This window comes from Streptomyces sp. NPDC059002, from assembly GCF_042740435.1.
In the GTDB taxonomy this organism is placed as follows: domain Bacteria; phylum Actinomycetota; class Actinomycetes; order Streptomycetales; family Streptomycetaceae; genus Streptomyces.
In genome coordinates, this window is the sequence record NZ_JBHYJI010000031.1 from 59,698 (window position 1) to 75,232 (window position 15,535).

At 72.6% G+C, this 15,535-nt stretch carries 11 protein-coding genes and 1 pseudogene; 7 read left to right on the forward strand and 5 right to left on the reverse strand.

The window, feature by feature from the left end; all coding sequences use genetic code 11:
* Window positions 1-82: 82 nt before the first annotated feature.
* Window positions 83-493, forward strand: a complete 411-nt coding sequence (locus ACFWZ2_RS25850; protein WP_384549497.1) for an SHOCT domain-containing protein — start codon at window positions 83-85, stop codon at window positions 491-493.
* Window positions 494-649: 156 nt separating this feature from the next.
* On the forward strand, window positions 650-1,801 hold the full coding sequence (locus ACFWZ2_RS25855; RefSeq protein ID WP_384549499.1) for a hypothetical protein: 1,152 nt from the start codon (window positions 650-652) through the stop codon (window positions 1,799-1,801).
* A 57-nt stretch (window positions 1,802-1,858) separates the two neighbouring features.
* Here ACFWZ2_RS25855 and ACFWZ2_RS25860 read toward each other — a convergent pair whose 3' ends face one another.
* Window positions 1,859-6,151 carry a trypsin-like peptidase domain-containing protein gene (locus ACFWZ2_RS25860; protein WP_384549501.1) on the reverse strand — a complete coding sequence of 1,431 codons (4,293 nt, stop codon included), beginning with the start codon at window positions 6,149-6,151 and terminating at the stop codon, window positions 1,859-1,861.
* The gene (locus tag ACFWZ2_RS25865; protein ID WP_384549503.1) at window positions 6,148-6,507 is read right to left on the reverse strand and encodes a CU044_2847 family protein; all 360 of its coding nucleotides are present in this window, start codon (window positions 6,505-6,507) and stop codon (window positions 6,148-6,150) included. Before ACFWZ2_RS25865 ends, ACFWZ2_RS25860 begins: the two co-directional genes overlap by 4 nt.
* Window positions 6,508-6,624: 117 nt before the next feature.
* On the opposite strand from ACFWZ2_RS25865, the gene ACFWZ2_RS25870 reads away from it, so the two are divergent.
* The 4 genes from ACFWZ2_RS25870 to ACFWZ2_RS25885 all read left to right on the forward strand — a co-directional run bounded on the left by ACFWZ2_RS25870 (window position 6,625) and on the right by ACFWZ2_RS25885 (window position 10,694).
* Window positions 6,625-7,488, forward strand: a complete 864-nt coding sequence (locus ACFWZ2_RS25870; RefSeq protein ID WP_384549505.1) for an LAETG motif-containing sortase-dependent surface protein — start codon at window positions 6,625-6,627, stop codon at window positions 7,486-7,488.
* A gap of 113 nt (window positions 7,489-7,601) precedes the next feature.
* Entirely contained in the window at window positions 7,602-8,072 is a 471-nt protein-coding gene (locus tag ACFWZ2_RS25875) for a hypothetical protein (RefSeq protein WP_384549507.1), read from the forward strand.
* Complete coding sequence (locus ACFWZ2_RS25880) at window positions 8,069-10,129, forward strand: caspase family protein (protein WP_384549509.1); 2,061 nt, start codon at window positions 8,069-8,071, stop codon at window positions 10,127-10,129. Before ACFWZ2_RS25875 ends, ACFWZ2_RS25880 begins: the two co-directional genes overlap by 4 nt.
* Window positions 10,119-10,694 carry a hypothetical protein gene (locus tag ACFWZ2_RS25885; RefSeq protein ID WP_384549511.1) on the forward strand — a complete coding sequence of 192 codons (576 nt, stop codon included), beginning with the start codon at window positions 10,119-10,121 and terminating at the stop codon, window positions 10,692-10,694. The genes ACFWZ2_RS25880 and ACFWZ2_RS25885 overlap by 11 nt, the downstream gene beginning before the upstream one ends.
* A 33-nt stretch (window positions 10,695-10,727) precedes the next feature.
* Here ACFWZ2_RS25885 and tatA read toward each other — a convergent pair.
* Window positions 10,728-10,889: pseudogene (gene tatA / locus ACFWZ2_RS25890) on the reverse strand (Sec-independent protein translocase subunit TatA); the annotation flags it as partial.
* Between the two features lie 117 nt (window positions 10,890-11,006).
* Between tatA and ACFWZ2_RS25895 the strand changes: the two are divergent.
* A complete protein-coding gene (locus ACFWZ2_RS25895; RefSeq protein ID WP_384549512.1) occupies window positions 11,007-12,494 on the forward strand; it encodes an LCP family protein in 1,488 nt (495 codons plus the stop codon).
* On the opposite strand, the gene mgtA is transcribed toward ACFWZ2_RS25895, so the two are convergent.
* Window positions 12,485-15,061 (reverse strand): magnesium-translocating P-type ATPase, encoded by a 2,577-nt coding sequence (gene mgtA / locus ACFWZ2_RS25900; protein WP_384549514.1) that lies wholly within the window; start codon window positions 15,059-15,061, stop codon window positions 12,485-12,487. The genes ACFWZ2_RS25895 and mgtA overlap by 10 nt on opposite strands.
* Window positions 15,054-15,425 carry an ArsR/SmtB family transcription factor gene (locus ACFWZ2_RS25905; RefSeq protein ID WP_384549516.1) on the reverse strand — a complete coding sequence of 124 codons (372 nt, stop codon included), beginning with the start codon at window positions 15,423-15,425 and terminating at the stop codon, window positions 15,054-15,056. The genes mgtA and ACFWZ2_RS25905 overlap by 8 nt, the downstream gene beginning before the upstream one ends.
* Window positions 15,426-15,535: the final 110 nt, after the last annotated feature.

Below are 15,535 nucleotides of genomic sequence, written 5' to 3' on the forward strand. Positions count from 1 at the left end.
CTCGTGGCATTCCCGGAATGCGCGGCCGGAGGAAGCGGGAGATACTTCCCAGGACCATCCGCGATGCCCGAAAGAGGCAGTCATGGACGATGACCTTCCGCTCCTCGACCTCTTCCTCACCATGCTGTGGTTCTTCCTCTGGATCATGTGGCTGTTCCTGCTGTTCCGGGTCGTCATGGACATCTTCCGCGACGACGAACTCGGCGGCTGGGGCAAGGCGGGCTGGCTCGTCTTCTGCATCGTCCTGCCCTATCTCGGGGTGCTCGTCTATGTCATCGCGCGCGGTCGTGGAATGGGCAAACGCGATGTGAAGCAGGCCCAGCAGAGCGAGGCGGCGTTCCAGGAATACATCCGCAAGGCGGCCGCGGGCGGCAGCGGCGGAACCGGCGGGTCCAGCGGCACCGACGAATTGGCGAGACTCGCCGAGCTGCATGATTCGGGCGCGCTCACCGACGAGGAATTCTCCCAGGCGAAGACCAAACTGCTCGCCTGAGGCCGCGCCCCGGTTTGGCCGGATCGGGGCGGTTGATGCCCCTGTGCGGAACCGGGAACGACGCACGGGTGGATCGCGCTGTGGACGGGGTACCGCTTCCCTCGACAGGTGAACGGACCATACTGGTCGGGCCCCGACCACCCACAGAACGAATCCATGGCCAAAAACAGCACCTCAACGACCACCGTCCCCGACACCGCGTGGCTCGGGCGCGGGCGCCACCTCGGGCCCGAGCCCGAGCAGGACGTCCGGCGCAACCTGATCGCCCTCAAGGCGGCCGGGGTGCTGGACGACTTCCTGGAGCTCGACCCCGTCGAGGCCGCCCGCTCCACCGTCCTGCACCCGCGGGACGAGTCCGCCGACCCCGGCCCCTCGGCCCGCCGCCTCTTCGAGGCCCGCTGGCAGGTGGCCGACGACGTCACGGTGCGCGCGCAGCTGACGACGTACGACCCGGAGTCCCGCCGCAAGGACGGCGACGGCGTCATCTGGGTGCTCGCCGCCGAGGCGGAGCTGCCCTGGGACCTGGAGTGGCCGTCGCCCGCCACCATGTTCTGGCCGGACAGCGAGCGGGTCCCCTGGGACCACGACACGGTGCGGGGCGTGCGCCTGCGGACGACGAACCACCTGCCCAAGGACGACGACGAGCTGCGCCACCGGCTGCGCGACTGCACCCGGCAGAGCTGGTCCCTCCACGTCGTGGTGCACGAGGCGATGACGCCGGACGCGGCGGGGCAGCAGCCCGTCTCCACCTTCCTGCCGCCGGGCCTGCGGCACCGGGTGGTCGAGCACCGGGGCACGCCGGAGCAGGCGCAGATCGCCGACTTCGCGATGAAGCGGGAGCTGGGCGTACGGATGCCGCGCGGCGGCGGTGTCGTGCTGCCCGTGTCGCCGCAGGGGCCGGAGTACGACGCGGAGCGCTTCACAGTGCGCAGCGTCTTCCTCGACGGCTCGGAGCCGACCGAACTCCTCGACAGGATCATGGAGTTCGCCGCGCTGCCGAGGCCGCTTCCCGCCGACGCCGAGCGGGCCCTGACCCGGCTGCGTCAGGGCTGGCATCTGCTCACCCCCGACGAGGAGCTGGTGCACGCCCAGGGCATGGTCACCAAGTACGCCGAGGCGCTCGACGCCATGACGAAGTCCTGCGACCTGTACCGGGAGGCGGCCGAGGCGGCGCAGGCCGCACTGGCGGAGGCGACCGGGGGCGACGGCACGGTCCGGCCGGCCGCGCCGGGGCACGTCAAGGCGGACGGCTCGCCACTGAGCGGCTTCACGAAGGCGTTCGGCCGGTTCCGGAACCCGAACAAGTAGCTTCCGGAACCTTCCGCACGGTCCTGGCGCTCGGCGGTGCGGCCTGTTCCGCCGCCGTCAGGGCGCGCAGACCCCGTCCGGCAGTTCGCCGGGCAGGATGCTGCGTTCGTCCGTCGTGAAGTCGCGGCCGACGACGGAACAGAGGTGGCGTTTCCAGCGGGCGGGGTCCAGGCGGAGCAGGTCCATCCGGCCGCCCTCCTCGGGCACGTGGAGCAGCGCGGTGCCGTCGTCGCTCGCCGCCAGGAAGCCCTGTGTGTCCTCGAATTCGTACGACTCCTGGTACGTGGGGTCGCCCGCCTTGAGGAAGCGTATGGAGCTGTTGTTCGCGACGAAGAAGCCGGTCTTCCCGAAGCCGCCCGCGGTCCATCGGTCGGCATTCAGCGGGCCGAGCGGTCCCCCGACCCGCTTCGCGGGCCGCCCGGGCGGCACCGACCACAGCTCCACCATGCTGCCCACGGTGAGCGCGGCAGCGTAGCGCTCGTCCTTGAGGAAGAAGGCCGTGTTGAGATCGTCGCCGAGTTGCACGCGAAGTCGCTTGTCCTCCTTGCCCGTTCGCAGGTTCACGGCGTGCAGGTACGGTTCCCCGTGCACCGTGACCACCACATGACCGGGTTCCCGATGCCGGCCGACGAGGTAGATGGGCTGTGCTTGCCGGGTGAGGTGGAGCGCCTTCAGGTCGATCGGCCGTGAGAGCCGTTCGCCCGTGCGGGCGTCCCATTGCTCGACGCGGGTGCCGGAGGTCGTGACGAGCCGGTGGTCGTCGAGGAAGCGGTAGTTGAGATCGGGCACACCGTCCGGCCTCGTGGGCGGCATCGCCGTGCGGAACTCGGCCACTTTGCGCAGCGAGGGCAGCGCGCGGACCGTGATCCGGTTCCGGTCCGAGACGTCCGCCATCAGCGTCCCCGCGCCGTTGACCTCAAGCAGCTGTTTGGCGTGCGGGGGAACGGTGGAACTGCTCCTGCGCACTTCGGCGAGGGTCCGCCCGTCGCCCTCCGTCTCGGCAACCCGCAGGCTGTCGGCGTGTTCGCCCTCGCGGACGACCATGGTGCTGCCGTCGCCGATGAGTTTCGGGGGGCTGAAGGCGGTGCCGTCGTCGTCCAGCTGCATCGTCCACCCGGTCACCGCGTGCTCGTCCCTGCCGATCAGGACGGGATGGTCCGGCGTACCGAGCAGGGGAAAGGGCCCGACCTGCTGAAGGGCGTCGGGGCCGAAGAACAGCCGGGGCTTCCTGTCCTGCCGGACGGGGACCAGGCGCCATCCGCCGCTCGTGCCGGGCACCGCGAAGTTCTCGCCCCGCCGGTCGACGACGGGGGCCGAGCAGAGCGTGTCCTTGCCCTGCTCGTAGGTCCTCAGCACCTTCCCTGCCGCGACGTCGACGGCGCGGTAGCGGGCCCCTTTCGACCCCTTGCCGAAGCCGTCGTGCCGGCAGACGACCAGCACGCCGCCGTCGGCCGAGACCGTGGAGCCGAGTCCGCCCACGTCGTCGGCCAGTTCACGCATCCTGCCGGTGCGCAGGTCGACGGCGACGGCCGATTGCCTCTCCGCCGCGGTGTCGCGTACGGAGACGAACGTGTTCGCGTCCGGACCGGACCACACCTCCGTGAGCCCGGTCACCCGCTTCGGCAGCATCCGGGACTCTCCCGTCCGCAGGTCCCACACCCGCCCCGGGTGCTTCGCGTCCGCCGCCGACACGCCGACGAGGCGCTGTCCGTCGGGAGAGAACGCCATGACCTGGGCACCCAGCTGGGCCGCGTCCGACGCGCTGTCCGTGAGCCGATCGTCGAGCCGGTGGGCCCGTCCCACCAGCCGCTCCCCCGCCGGCGTCACCGCACGCCACGTCACCGCGGAATCCGAGTCGCGCAGGTAGGCGATCCGCCGCCCGTCCCGACTGACCACGGGAGCCCGCACGTTGACGCCGAGGCGCAACTGCTCCTGTCTGACCCGGCCGTTCGCCGTGCGCAGGAAGAGGGTCGCGCGGCCGCTCTTGGTCGTCACCAGCGTCACACGGCCGTCCGCGCTCATGGCCGCGTCCTTGATCTCCCCTTCCGCGCCGGTCAGCGACCACGCCATGTCCCGCATCTCTTCGTTCCTGCGCATGAGCGCGCTCCGGGCCTCCTGCGTCGGCGAGATCTCGTACGCGGCGACCGCGGCCAGGGCGGCCTGCCCGGGGTTGGTGTTCGTCAACTCGTCGGACTGGACGGCCAGGGTGCGTGAGCGCCCCTCCGCCTCGCGGTCCGCGCGCGCCCGCGACTCCTGGTGCAGGAACGTGCCGAGCCCCGCGATCAGCGCGAGGACCAGGGCGACGGAGATCCATCCGGCCCGCGCCCCGAGCCGCCGCACCCGCCGCCGCCTGCGGGCCAGGGCGAGGAACTCCCGCTGCTCCTCGTCCAGTTCCTCCTCGCGGCCCGCGAGCCGACCGGTCAGCGCGGCGAGCGGCAGCGGCCCCGGGAGCAGCGCGGCGGATCGCCCGGCCTTCGCCCACCGCTCGCGGTCGTGGTCCAACTCGGCGCGCGCCGCGAGGAATTCGGCGTCGGCGGCCACCTGGTCCCTGAGCGTGGGCCAGTGCGTGATCAGCGCCTCGTGCGCCAACTCGGCGCGCTCCGGGCCCCCTTCGCCCCCGTCGAGGACCAGCAGGCGCCGGCCGCCGAGCGCCTCGGCGAGCCGCCAGCACTCCTCGCCCGCCTCGTCCCGCGTCAGCACGCGCCGCAGCGGCGCGTCGCCGCCCGGCAGCACCCGTACGAGGCCCGTCAGGAGCCGCCGCGCCGCCACCTCGTCGCCGGGCCCGACGCACTCCTGCCACGCGTCGTGGGCGTGCCGCCCCAGCGCGCCGGGCACGCGGCCGATCTCGTCGTAGATCTCCTCGCGCAGCCGTCCGGCGTACCGCCGCTCCCACAACTGTTCAAGGACGAAGCCGAGGAGGGGAAGATTGCCGGGCGCGCCGCCCACGTCGTCCAGGATGCGCAGGTCGAGCCCCGGGTCGTAGCCGACGGTCGGGACGCGCCCGAGCGGTGCCGTGATCACCGTGTGCAGCTGGTCGCGCGACATCGCCGCGAGCGGGTACGTCGTCCCGCCGCTCAGCACCGGGCCGAGGCGCGGGTGCCTGAGCGCGGTGTCCAGGAAGTCGGCGCGCAGGGTGACCAGCACCCGCAGATCGGGCTGCCGCCGCTCGGGGAACAGCAGCTCCACGGTCTCGGCGATCTCGGGGGCGTCGGCGAGTTCGTCCTTCGGGCGGTTCAGGAGCGCCTCGGCCTGGTCGAGCACGACGAGCAGGCGGGCCGTCCTGCGCCCGGTGGCCCGCTGGAAGGCGGCCCCCAACCCCAACTCCCGTAACCACACCTCCACTTGGTCGGCGCTGTCCGCCCGCGCGGGGCCGTACCGTCCCGACCTCACCCGTTCGTACAGCTCCGTCGCGAGGGCCGTAGTCGGGGAGTCGAGGTGTCCGCAGTCGAGGACGAGGACCTCGTAGCCGTCCTCGCGCATCCGCGGCACCACACCGGCGAGCGCGACGGACGACTTGCCGCAGCCCGAAGGCCCGCACACCGTCACGCCCGGGAGGTCGCCGCGCAGGGCCGCGACGACGCCCGCCACGTCCTCGTCGCGGCCGAAGAAGTCCTCCGCGTCGTCCTCCTGGAAGGCCGCGAGGCCGCGGAACGGCGAGGCGGCCTCGAAGACGGCGGCCAGTTCGGGAAGGTCCGCCACCAGCCTGCTCGTCCGCACCACGAACGCCTGCTGCGCCTCGTGCACGGGCTCGGCCGCCACCAGCAGGCCGACCGCGGCGCCGCGCGTGTCGTCCCAGACGGGGCTGCCGCTGAAGCCGCGCTTGACGTGCGCGGCGGCTCCGTCGGCCCGGGACAGCTGCACCCAGCCGCGCCCGGTGCGCCCCCGAAGCCGCCCGACGTGCCAGATTCCGTCCGGGTGGTCGTCGGTGAACCCCACGGTGCGCGCCTCGTCGTCCCACACGCTCTCGGGCTCCGCCATGGGCAGCGGGCGCGCCCCGGGGAGCGCCTCGCGCAGCCTCAGCAGGGCCACGTCCCCGCTCTGGTCGTCGCCGACCGGCACCCAGCGCAGGACCTCGGCCGCCCCTTGCCCCGCGCCTTCGCCGCTTCCCGCGCCGTCGGCGAGGGGCAGGTCCACGGCGACCTCGGCCCCGGTCTCCACGACGCCGTCGCGCGGCAGGTCGAGGGCGTCGGACACCACATGGGCGCAGGTGATCACCAGATCCGGCGCGACGAGAAAGCCCGCGCCGCCGATCGCTCCGTCGCTGCCGCCGATCCGTACGACGGCCGAGGCCAGGACCGACTCGGGAGAGGACGCCGCGTGCCGCAGGCCCGTTCGGCCCCCGCCCGTCACTGGGGCGCCCGGTCGTCGCGACGGTTCCAGGTCATGCTGACGGAGAAGTTCGCGGCCGCCGACGTACCGGCGATGACGACCTTGGCGTCCGCGGAGAGGGAGACGCCGAACTGCACCGTGGCCTCGTCCGGCGGACGCCCCATCTCGCGGCAGCGTGCGACGAAGGTGTCCGCGACGGGGCGTACGACATCCATCACCTGCGCGAGCGACTGCTCGGCCCGCGCCACGGTGCGGCCGCCCCTGCCGACCCGCACCAGGCTCTCGTCGACCTCGGCGACCTGGACCCTGACGACGTCCTCACCGTCCCCCAAGGGCACTTCGACGATGTGCAGGGACCCGCGCTCGGTGGGCGACATGGCGCTCCTTGCGTATGAGGGAGATCACAAGAAAAGTTCCCATGGGCAAGGCAACCGATCAATAGTCCCGCAGGTCACTTATGCGCCCCCCGCTCTCCATCTCCCCAAAGGGGTTACATGAAGCTCCACCGTGCCCTGTCGACGGCCGTCGCCGTCGCCGCCATCGGGTCCGTCTCCCTGCTCACATCGCCCGCGGCGTACGCGAGCGACGCCACGCCGTCGCCGACGTACACCCGCCCGGCCTTCTGCTCGGGCATACCCGACGAGGACCGCGGGAAGACGGGGCTGCGCGGGCTGCCGAGCGAGATCGTCGCGGGCTCCGGGTGGCACGAGTACACCTACCGCGTCACCAACGTCTCCACGGTCAAGCTGATGGAGACCGACCTGTCGTTCTACCTCGGCACCGCCGACCCGAAGATCGACGACGTCTCCGAACTCGCCGTCACCGTCGAGTGGTTCAACCCGAAGAGCGGCGCCTGGCAGGCCGTCGAGGGCGGGAACTCGGAGTGGAACGACAACGAGGACTTCGCCACCGTCGGCAGCATCGCGCCCGGCGCGTACGCGGACAGCAAGCTGCGCATGAAGATCGGGAAGGAAGCCAAGGCGGGCACGGGCTACTTCTTCACCACGGGCCACTCGTACGGCGAGGACGGCCAGTGCGGATTCGACAAGATCAGCCAGTTCGACTTCACCGTGCTGCCCGCGGGCAGTGAGCCCGGCAAGGTCGACGACGCCAAGGGCAGGCCCGGCGCCAAGAAGGACCAGGACGCGCTGGCCAAGGAGCGGGCCAAGAACGGCGACACCCCGCAGGGCGGCCGCTCCGAGGTGCGCACCGAGGCCCGTGTCGCCGACGGCGACCTCGCCGAGACCGGCTCGTCGAGCGCGCTGCCGGTCATGGCCGCCGCCGGTGGCGCCGCGGTCGTCGCGGGCGCCGCGGCCGTCTTCGTCGTACGGCGCCGCAAGGCATCGGCGGGCGAGTAGCGGGAGCGCTCACACGCGAGGAAGGCCCCCACCGGAACCCGGCGGGGGCCTTCCTGCTCGCTCCCCGCCAACTCTCCTCCGCCCAGGCCCAGTTCTGGCTACCGTTGTCCCTCATGGAATGTCAGCACAACGCCGGACGTGTGCGGATCCACGTCGGCGCGTACGGCGCCGACGGCGAGGAGAGGACCACGCTCGATCTCTACGCGTGGCTGAGGCACACCGCCGACGTCCGGGAGCACGCGGACATCAGTCTCCGCCCCGCACAGCAGGACGACGCGGAGACCATGGGCGCCGCCGACGTCATCGACATGGTCCTGAACCACGGCTTCGCCGCCCTCAACCTGGCGCTCGCGTACGCCGCCTGGCGCACCGCCCGCCCCGCGGCGCCCTCGGTGACACTGACGACGGGGCGCGGCTCCGTCACGGTCCACGGCGCGTCCGACGAGGACATCCGCCGCATCGTGACGGCACTCCACGACACCGTACCCGCGCCGGACGATCCCGGCGGCCCGCCCGGCGCGGGCCCCGGCGCGGACCCCGGCGACCCTGAAACGCCCGGCACCCGGCAGCCGGGCGCCCGATGAACTCACCCTTTCCCGACCCCGCCCGGTCCCGTGCCGTACTGATCGGCGTGGCCGCCTACGAGAAGCTGCCGGATCTGCCCTCGGTCGACAACAACGTGAGCAAGCTGAAGGAGCTGCTCATGGACGACGACCTGTGGGGCCTGCCCGAGGAACACTGCGTCGCGCTGTCCGGACCCAAGGCCGTCTCCGCCCCTTCGGTCATGCAGACGCTGCACACGATGGCCGAAGAGGCGACGGACGCCTTCCTCGTGTACTTCGCCGGGCACGGGCTCTCCCCGCTCAAGTTCGGCCTGCACCTGGCCCTGCCCGGCGCCGACACCGAACGCCTCTACAACGCACTGGACTTCAACCACATCCGGCACACCCTGATGGAGGTGTGCACCGCCCGGCAGCGCCTCGTCATCCTGGACTGCTGCTACGCCGGGCGGGTGTTCGGGGACCACCTCGGCCCGACGAACGAGGAACTGGCCGACCTGGCGGGGATCAAGGGGACGTACCTGCTGACGGCGGCGTCGGCGACGGCCCGTGCGCTGGCCCCGAAGGGCGAGCCGTACACGGCGTTCACCGGCGAGGTCATCAAGGCACTCGACGAAGGCATCCCGGACGGCCCCGACCTGCTCGACACGGACGCCTTCTTCCGGCACGTACGCCGCGAGCTGATCGCCAAGGGGCGGCCCGAACCCCAGCAGCGCGCCGACCACTTCGGGCACCGCATCGTCCTCGCGCACAACCGCTGGGACCAGCCGGTGGGCCCGGAAGCCGCCGCGTACGCGCAGGCCCTGAGAGAGGCCGTCCGGCCCCTGCTGGACGACGACGGCGGCACGGCCGGTCTCGGCCGCGCGCTCGCATTGCCCCCTGCCCAGGTCAAGCGCTACCTCAAGGGCGGGCGCATCGCCCCCAAGGACGTGCTCGACGCGCTGGCGGACTTCGTCGACGCATCCGGAAGACCGCTCCCCGCCGGGGAACCGGACCGCCTGCACACCCTCCGCCGCGCCGCCCAGCGCGCGAGCAAGGACACGGACACCCAACTGCTCTACTGGCGGGAGGAGGCGGACCGGCTCAAGACCGAACTGTCCGACCTCACCCAGGAACTGGACGAATCCGCCGCCCTGAAGGACCGCGACCGGCTGCTGCGCCAGCTCGAACACGCCCGCCGGTACATCAAGCTCACCGAGGGCGAACTGACCGCCGAACGGGAGACCGTCCATCAACTGCGGCGCGAGGTCGCCGTGTTGCGCGTGCAGGCGCGCAGGCTGCTGACTCCGGAGCCCACGGCTCAGGCCGTGGTGACGGATGAGGGGCCTGTCGAGGGGCAGGCCGAGGTCCGGGCGGAAGGACGGGCCGAGGGGCGCGCCGAGAGCGGTGACCATGCGGTCGTCACCCTCGCGATGGATCCGGGGCCGTCCACGACGTCCGAGACCGGTGCGGACACGGACACGGATGCCGGTGCCGATGCCGACGCGGGCTCCGAGTCCGGCTCGGGCTCCGGCGACGAGACCGACGACGATGACGACACCGACGGCGACGCCGAGACGGCCCCCGCCCTCTACCCGCAGGACCCGCTCGGCATCGGCTGCCTCATCGGCCTGCTGTGTCTGCCCGTGGCGATCTACCTGGTCGTCGGCCTGTTCATCAGCCTCGGCACCGTCGGCCTCGAACCCTCCGGCGGCCGCAGACCCACCGCGGCGGGCAACGCGTACACGTGGGACGTGGCCGGTCGGGTGGAGAGCGTGTTCGCACCGGAAGAGAACATCCCGACCGACCGTCTGCAGGGCACGCTGCGTCTGATGGCGGGCAGCGACTGCGGGGGCAAGCCCGTCGAAGTCGCATGGGAGATCGCGCTCGACGGCCGCCGCTTCAAGCAGGGGACGGTGCGGGACGACGGCGGGTCCGGCTCGGGCACGCAGGTCGCGACCGGCTTCCTCCTCAAGTCCAGCGTGGACACGGTGACGTTGAGCGTCGATCCGACCGGGGCCGCCGGTACGTGCGACAGGTACACCCTCGTATGGGAGAAACCGGCCCTGTCCAAGCGATACGACCCGTTCTATGCCTTCTGACGAAGGCGAAGTCGAAAGCGACGTCGAAGGCGAAGGCGAACGTGGCAAGGCGCGGCACACCGGCCTGATCGTCATCCTCGCGATCGTGGTCCTGGTCGTCGGCATGTCCCTGACGGTCGCCGCGACGAACCCCCTCTATCTGACCCGCCCCCTCGACGGGGCGCCGCCCGTCTTCCGCACGGAGACGGGCGGCGGGCAGGGCGTGTCCGAGGACCGGTATCTCACCTGGGACGTACGCAAGCGTGCCGAGACCAGCTTCCGCCCCGACGGGATCGGCCGCGGCTTCGGTTTCGACGGCCGCGAACTGCGCGGCGAGCTGACCCTCTCCGTACCCGGCAACTGCACGGACCGGCGCGTCCGTTGGGAGATCCACGCGGACGGCGACCGCCTCGGCGGCGGCAGCACGCGGGGGCGGCACCGGTACGCGGCGAAGACCGACTTCTCCGTGGACGGCACTCCGGACGCCGTCACGATCACCCTGTCCTGGGACGGCGGCGACACGGCCTGCCCCTCCTTCGGCGCCGAGTGGAAGAACGCGCGGGTGGAGAGGTCGCCGATCGGCTAGGGCCTGGCCTGAGCCGCCGGACAAGCCTTAGGGCGCTTCGTCGTCCTTCTTCATCGCCTTGGCCTCGCTCTTGAGGATCCGCATCGACTTGCCCAGGGACCGGGCCGTGTCCGGCAGTTTCTTCGAGCCGAACAGCACGATGACGACGACCGCCACGACCAGCAGGTGCCACGGCTCCAGTGCGTTGCGGAGCAACCCACCCACCTCTTCTCCATCTCGCCCGGAATGCTTGCTACATTGCGCAACTGTACAACTAAGGGGGTGGGGCCGGTCGCCCCCCTCCGCGCGAGCGATTCGAATGAGGGCGCACTCATGACGACCAGCCGGCAGGAGACCCCACCGCGCCGCAGGCGGAAGGCCCCACCGACCCGCCACGGACACCGACGCGGCAGCGGCAGCGGCAGCGGGAAGCGTCGTGGGCGTCTGCGTCTCGTGCTCGCCGTCGTCCTGTCCCTGCTCGTCCTCGCCCTCGCCGGCGGGGGATGGATCTATCTGCGGCTCTCCGGGAACATCGAGACGTTCGACGCCGACGGCCTGGCCAAGAACCGTCCGGACGCCGCCGCGTCCAAGGGCGAGAACGTCCTGGTGATCGGCTCCGACGCGCGCACCGGCGGCAACTCCGCGCTCGGCGGCGGGGACAAGGCGGACATCGGGCGCTCCGACACCGCGTTCCTGCTGCATGTGTACGCCGACCACCGGCATGCCGTCGCCGTCTCCATACCGCGCGACACCCTGGTGACGATCCCGTCGTGCAGGCTCCCGGACGGGAGCTGGACCCCCGAGCAACCCGACACGATGTTCAACGCCGCCTACTCCGTGGGCCAGACCGCCAAGGGCAATCCCGCCTGCACCCAGAACACGGTCGAGAAGCTGACCGGACTGCGCGTCGACCACACCGTCGTCATCGACTTCAAGGGCTTCGCCGCGCTCACCGACGTCGTCGGCGGCGTCGACGTATGCCTGCCGAAGGACGTCTACCAGGGCAACCTCGACCCGCACCGCACCACCCGCGGCAAGAAGTTGTTCACCAAGGGCGAGCAGAGCGTGTCGGGGCAGAAGGCCCTGGACTACGTACGCATCCGGCACGGCATCGGCGACGGCTCCGACATCGGCCGCATCAAGCGCCAGCAGGCGTTCGTCTCCAGCCTGTTGAAGAAGGTGAAGGAGGAGGGCTTCACCCCGACCAGGCTTCTCCCGCTCGCCGAGGCGGCCACCAAGTCCATGACCGTGGACCCCGGACTCGGCTCCGCCGACAAGCTGCTCTCGTTCGCGATGTCGCTCAAGGACATCGACCTGCACAACACCCGGTTCATCACGGTCCCTTGGCGGTACGAGGGGCAGCGCGTCGCCGTCGTACAGCCCGACGCCGACGCGCTCTGGTCGGCGCTCAAGGACGACCGGACCCTCGACGGCGCCGACACGGGCGGCAAGCAGCCCGTGTCCGGCAAGGGGATCAGCGTCGCCGTCCAGAACGGCACCAGCACCGACGGCCTCGCCGCGCGCGCCGCCGAGACCCTCAGGAAGCACGACTTCACCGTGACGGCCACGACGGACGCGGCGAGCAGGGACCACACCACCACGGAGGTCCAGTACGGGCCGGGACCCGGGCAGAAGAGCCGGGCCGAGACGCTCGCCACGCTCGTCCGCGGAGCCGAGCCGAAGCGTGTCGACGACCTGGAGTCCGGCGCGGGTCTCCGGCTCGTCCTCGGCAGCTCCTACCGGGGCGGCGCCCCCTCCGGCCTCTCCGAGCACACCCGCTCGGCCGACGACAACCCGTGCTCGGACCTCTCCTACGGATGACGGGCGCGGGTCCGGATGCCGACGAGCACGAAGGCGTACACCGCGAGGATCCCGGCGAGCACCCCGTAGTACGGCAGCGGCAGCGAGGTCAGGCCGAGCGGTCCGGCGAGCGGGGTGAGCGGCAGCAGGACACCGATCGCGGCGAGCGCCGCGGCGGCCGCGCGCAGGGGGCCCGGCGCGGGGCGCGGTCCGGTGCGCAGCAGCAGGATCACCAGGGCCTGGGCGAGCAGGTTCTCGGTGAACCAGCCCGAGTGGAAGGCGGGCTCGTCGCTCCACGCCCCCGCGGTGAGCGCGAGCGCGCCGAACGTGGCGAGGTCGGCGAGGGCGCCGAGCAGGCCGAAGCCGGTGATGAACCGCAGGAACGAGCGGGGGTGCAGGACGGTCGGGCGGCTCGTGGCGCCGGGGGCCGGACGGTCGTGGGCGAAGGCGAGCTGGGCCGCGTCGAAGCACAGGTTCTGCACGAGGACCTGGACGGGCAGCATCGGCAGGAACGGCAGGAGCAGCCCGGCGGCGAGCATCGCGATGACGTTGCCGAGGTTCGAGGAGAGCGTGATCCGCAGATACGTGGCGATGTTGCCGCTGCTGTGCCGCCCCGCGGCGATCGCGTGGCCGATCGCCGTGAGGTCCTTGTCGGCGAGGACCACGTCGGCGCTCTCGCGGGCGACCTCGACGCCGCCCCGCGGACAGATGCCGACGTCGGCGGCGCGCAGCGCGGGCAGGTCGTTGACGCCGTCGCCGAGGAATCCCGTGGTGTGCCCGTGCGCGCGCAGGGCCGCGGTGATCCGGGCCTTGTGCTCGGGGGTGCAGCGGGCGAACACCGTGGTGGCGTCCGCGAGTTCGGCGAGGCGTTCGTCGGTGAGCGCGTCGATGGAGTCGGCGCCGACCACGTCGCCCGGGTCGAGCCCCAGGTCGCGGCAGGCGCGGGCGGCGGTGGCCGGATGGTCGCCGGTGAGGACCTTGACGGTGACGCCGCGCTCCGCGAGGCCCGCCAGTGCGTGGTCCGCGCCGGGGGCGAGCGCGTCACGGAACGCGACGAGGCCGCGGAAGGTCAGGCCGCGCTCGGCGGCCGGGGTGTACTCCCCCGTGCGGGCCGCGCGCTCCGCGGTGGCGACGGCGATCACCCGCAGTCCGGCGGCGGCCTGCCGGGCGGCGCTCGCGAGCACGGCGGCGCGCTCGCCGTCGTCCGCCGCGCAGCGTTCGAGCACCGATTCGACGGCGCCCTTGACGATCAGGGTGTGCACGCCGAGCGTGCCGGGCTCGCGCACCACGGCGGTGGACACGCGGCGCCCGGGGGTGAAGGGCACCGCGGCCACGCCGTCGTACGCCATGGCCTCTTCGGGGTCCGCGGCGTCGAGGAGCGCCTCGTCGAGGGCGTCGGGGGCGGGCAGGTCGGCGAGCTGGAGGGTCCACCAGGCGTTCGCCGCCGCCCAGTTCAGCACCTCGGTCGACGCCCGTCCCGCGGCGTCGAAGGCACCGGCGACCTCGGGTCTGTCCTGGGTGAGCGTGCCGGTCTTGTCCACGCACAGCACGTCGACGGCGCCGAGGTCGTGCAGCGCGGGCAGCCGTCGGACGATCACTCCGTGGGCGCGGGCGAGCAGCGACGCGCCCCGGGCCAGGCAGGTGGTGACGATGACCGGCAGCATCTCCGGCGTCAGGCCGACGGCGACCGCCACGGCGAAGGGCAGCGTCTCCAGACCCCGGCCGCGCAGCGCCGCGTTGGCCATCAGGACCAGCGGCGGGGTGAGCAGCATGAAGCGGATGAGGACCCAGGAGATGCCGTGCACGGAGCGGTCGAACGCGGTGGAGGTGCGCGGTGCCCGCCGGGTGTGCGCGGCGGCGAAGCGGGTGTCCGCGCCGGTGGCGACGACCAGCGCGGCGGCGCTGCCGGAGGCGACGCTGCTGCCCTGGAAGCACAGGTGCGCCCGTCCGAACGCCCCGCCGCCGGGCGCCCCGCCGGGGTCCGGCACGTCGGACGCCTCCTTGGCGACGGGGGCGGATTCGCCGGTGAGCGCCGACTGGTCCACGGTGAGTCCGTGCGCGCGCAGCAGCCGTACGTCGGCGGGCACCAGGTCGCCGGGGCCGAGCCGGATGACGTCGCCCGGCACCAGTTCGTCGACGGGTGTCTCCCGGGTGCGGGGCGCGGCGTCGGCCGTGCCGCGGCGCTGCACGCTCGCGGTGCTGGCGACGAGTTTCCGCAGGTGGCGTACGGCGTTCTCGGCGCGGTACTCGCCGTGCGAGCGCAGTACGCAGCTGACCGCGACGAGCGTGAGGATCACACAGGCGGTGCCCCAGGAGGCGACGGCCGCGGAGACCAGGCCGAGCCCGAGCAGCACCGCGGTGAACGGGTCGCGCAGGCTGCGGACGAGACGGACGGGCCAGGGGACGGCGCGGTGGGTCGGCAGCGTGTTCGGGCCGTACCGGGCGAGGCGGTCCGTGGCGTCCTGTTCGGTCAGTCCGCGCGGGGTGGCGTCGAGGGACCGCAGCACCTGCAGCGGGGTGAGGTCGCCGGGGCTCCCGCCGGGCGGCCGGTCCTGCCGTGCCGGGCGCGGCGCCAGGCGCTCAGGCACCGGTCCCGCGCAGTCGGCGCACCGGCGTGGTGTCCTGCTCCGCGCGCTCGGTGAGCTGGCCGACCATGAGGCGGACGACGGTCACGATGTCCGGGTCGTCGACGTAGTACACCTGGCGGCGGCCTTCCCTGCGGGCCCGTACGAGGCCCGCGAGCTTCAGCTTCGACAGGTGCTGGCTGACGGCGGGCAGCGCGCCGCCGACCCGTTCGGCCAGGCCCGTCACATCGCTCTCGCCCTCGGCGAGGAGCCACACGATGTGCAGCCTGGCGGGGGCGGCGAGCATTCCGAACGCCTCGGCCGCCCGGCCGAGCACGTCGCTCGACGGGCCCTCCTGCCGCCCGGCTCCCCCGACCCGTGCCACCACTGTTCCGCTCCCGTCCCGCGCGGGCGGCCCGCGCGGCCGCCCGAAAGTACTGAAGGCCCAAGTCTAGGGCGCCGTGCGGGTGCGGCCGGGGCCTGGAGCGGGCGCGGAAC

Excerpts from the sequence above, each read along its gene's own strand:
- ACFWZ2_RS25850 (WP_384549497.1), top strand. The coding sequence starts at position 83 with ATGGACGATGACCTTCCGCTCCTCGACCTCTTCCTCACCATGCTGTGG.
- ACFWZ2_RS25855 (WP_384549499.1), top strand. The coding sequence starts at position 650 with ATGGCCAAAAACAGCACCTCAACGACCACCGTCCCCGACACCGCGTGG.
- ACFWZ2_RS25865 (WP_384549503.1), bottom strand. The coding sequence starts at position 6,507 with ATGTCGCCCACCGAGCGCGGGTCCCTGCACATCGTCGAAGTGCCCTTG.
- ACFWZ2_RS25870 (WP_384549505.1), top strand. The coding sequence starts at position 6,625 with ATGAAGCTCCACCGTGCCCTGTCGACGGCCGTCGCCGTCGCCGCCATC.
- ACFWZ2_RS25875 (WP_384549507.1), top strand. The coding sequence starts at position 7,602 with ATGGAATGTCAGCACAACGCCGGACGTGTGCGGATCCACGTCGGCGCG.
- ACFWZ2_RS25880 (WP_384549509.1), top strand. The coding sequence starts at position 8,069 with ATGAACTCACCCTTTCCCGACCCCGCCCGGTCCCGTGCCGTACTGATC.
- ACFWZ2_RS25885 (WP_384549511.1), top strand. The coding sequence starts at position 10,119 with ATGCCTTCTGACGAAGGCGAAGTCGAAAGCGACGTCGAAGGCGAAGGC.
- ACFWZ2_RS25895 (WP_384549512.1), top strand. The coding sequence starts at position 11,007 with ATGACGACCAGCCGGCAGGAGACCCCACCGCGCCGCAGGCGGAAGGCC.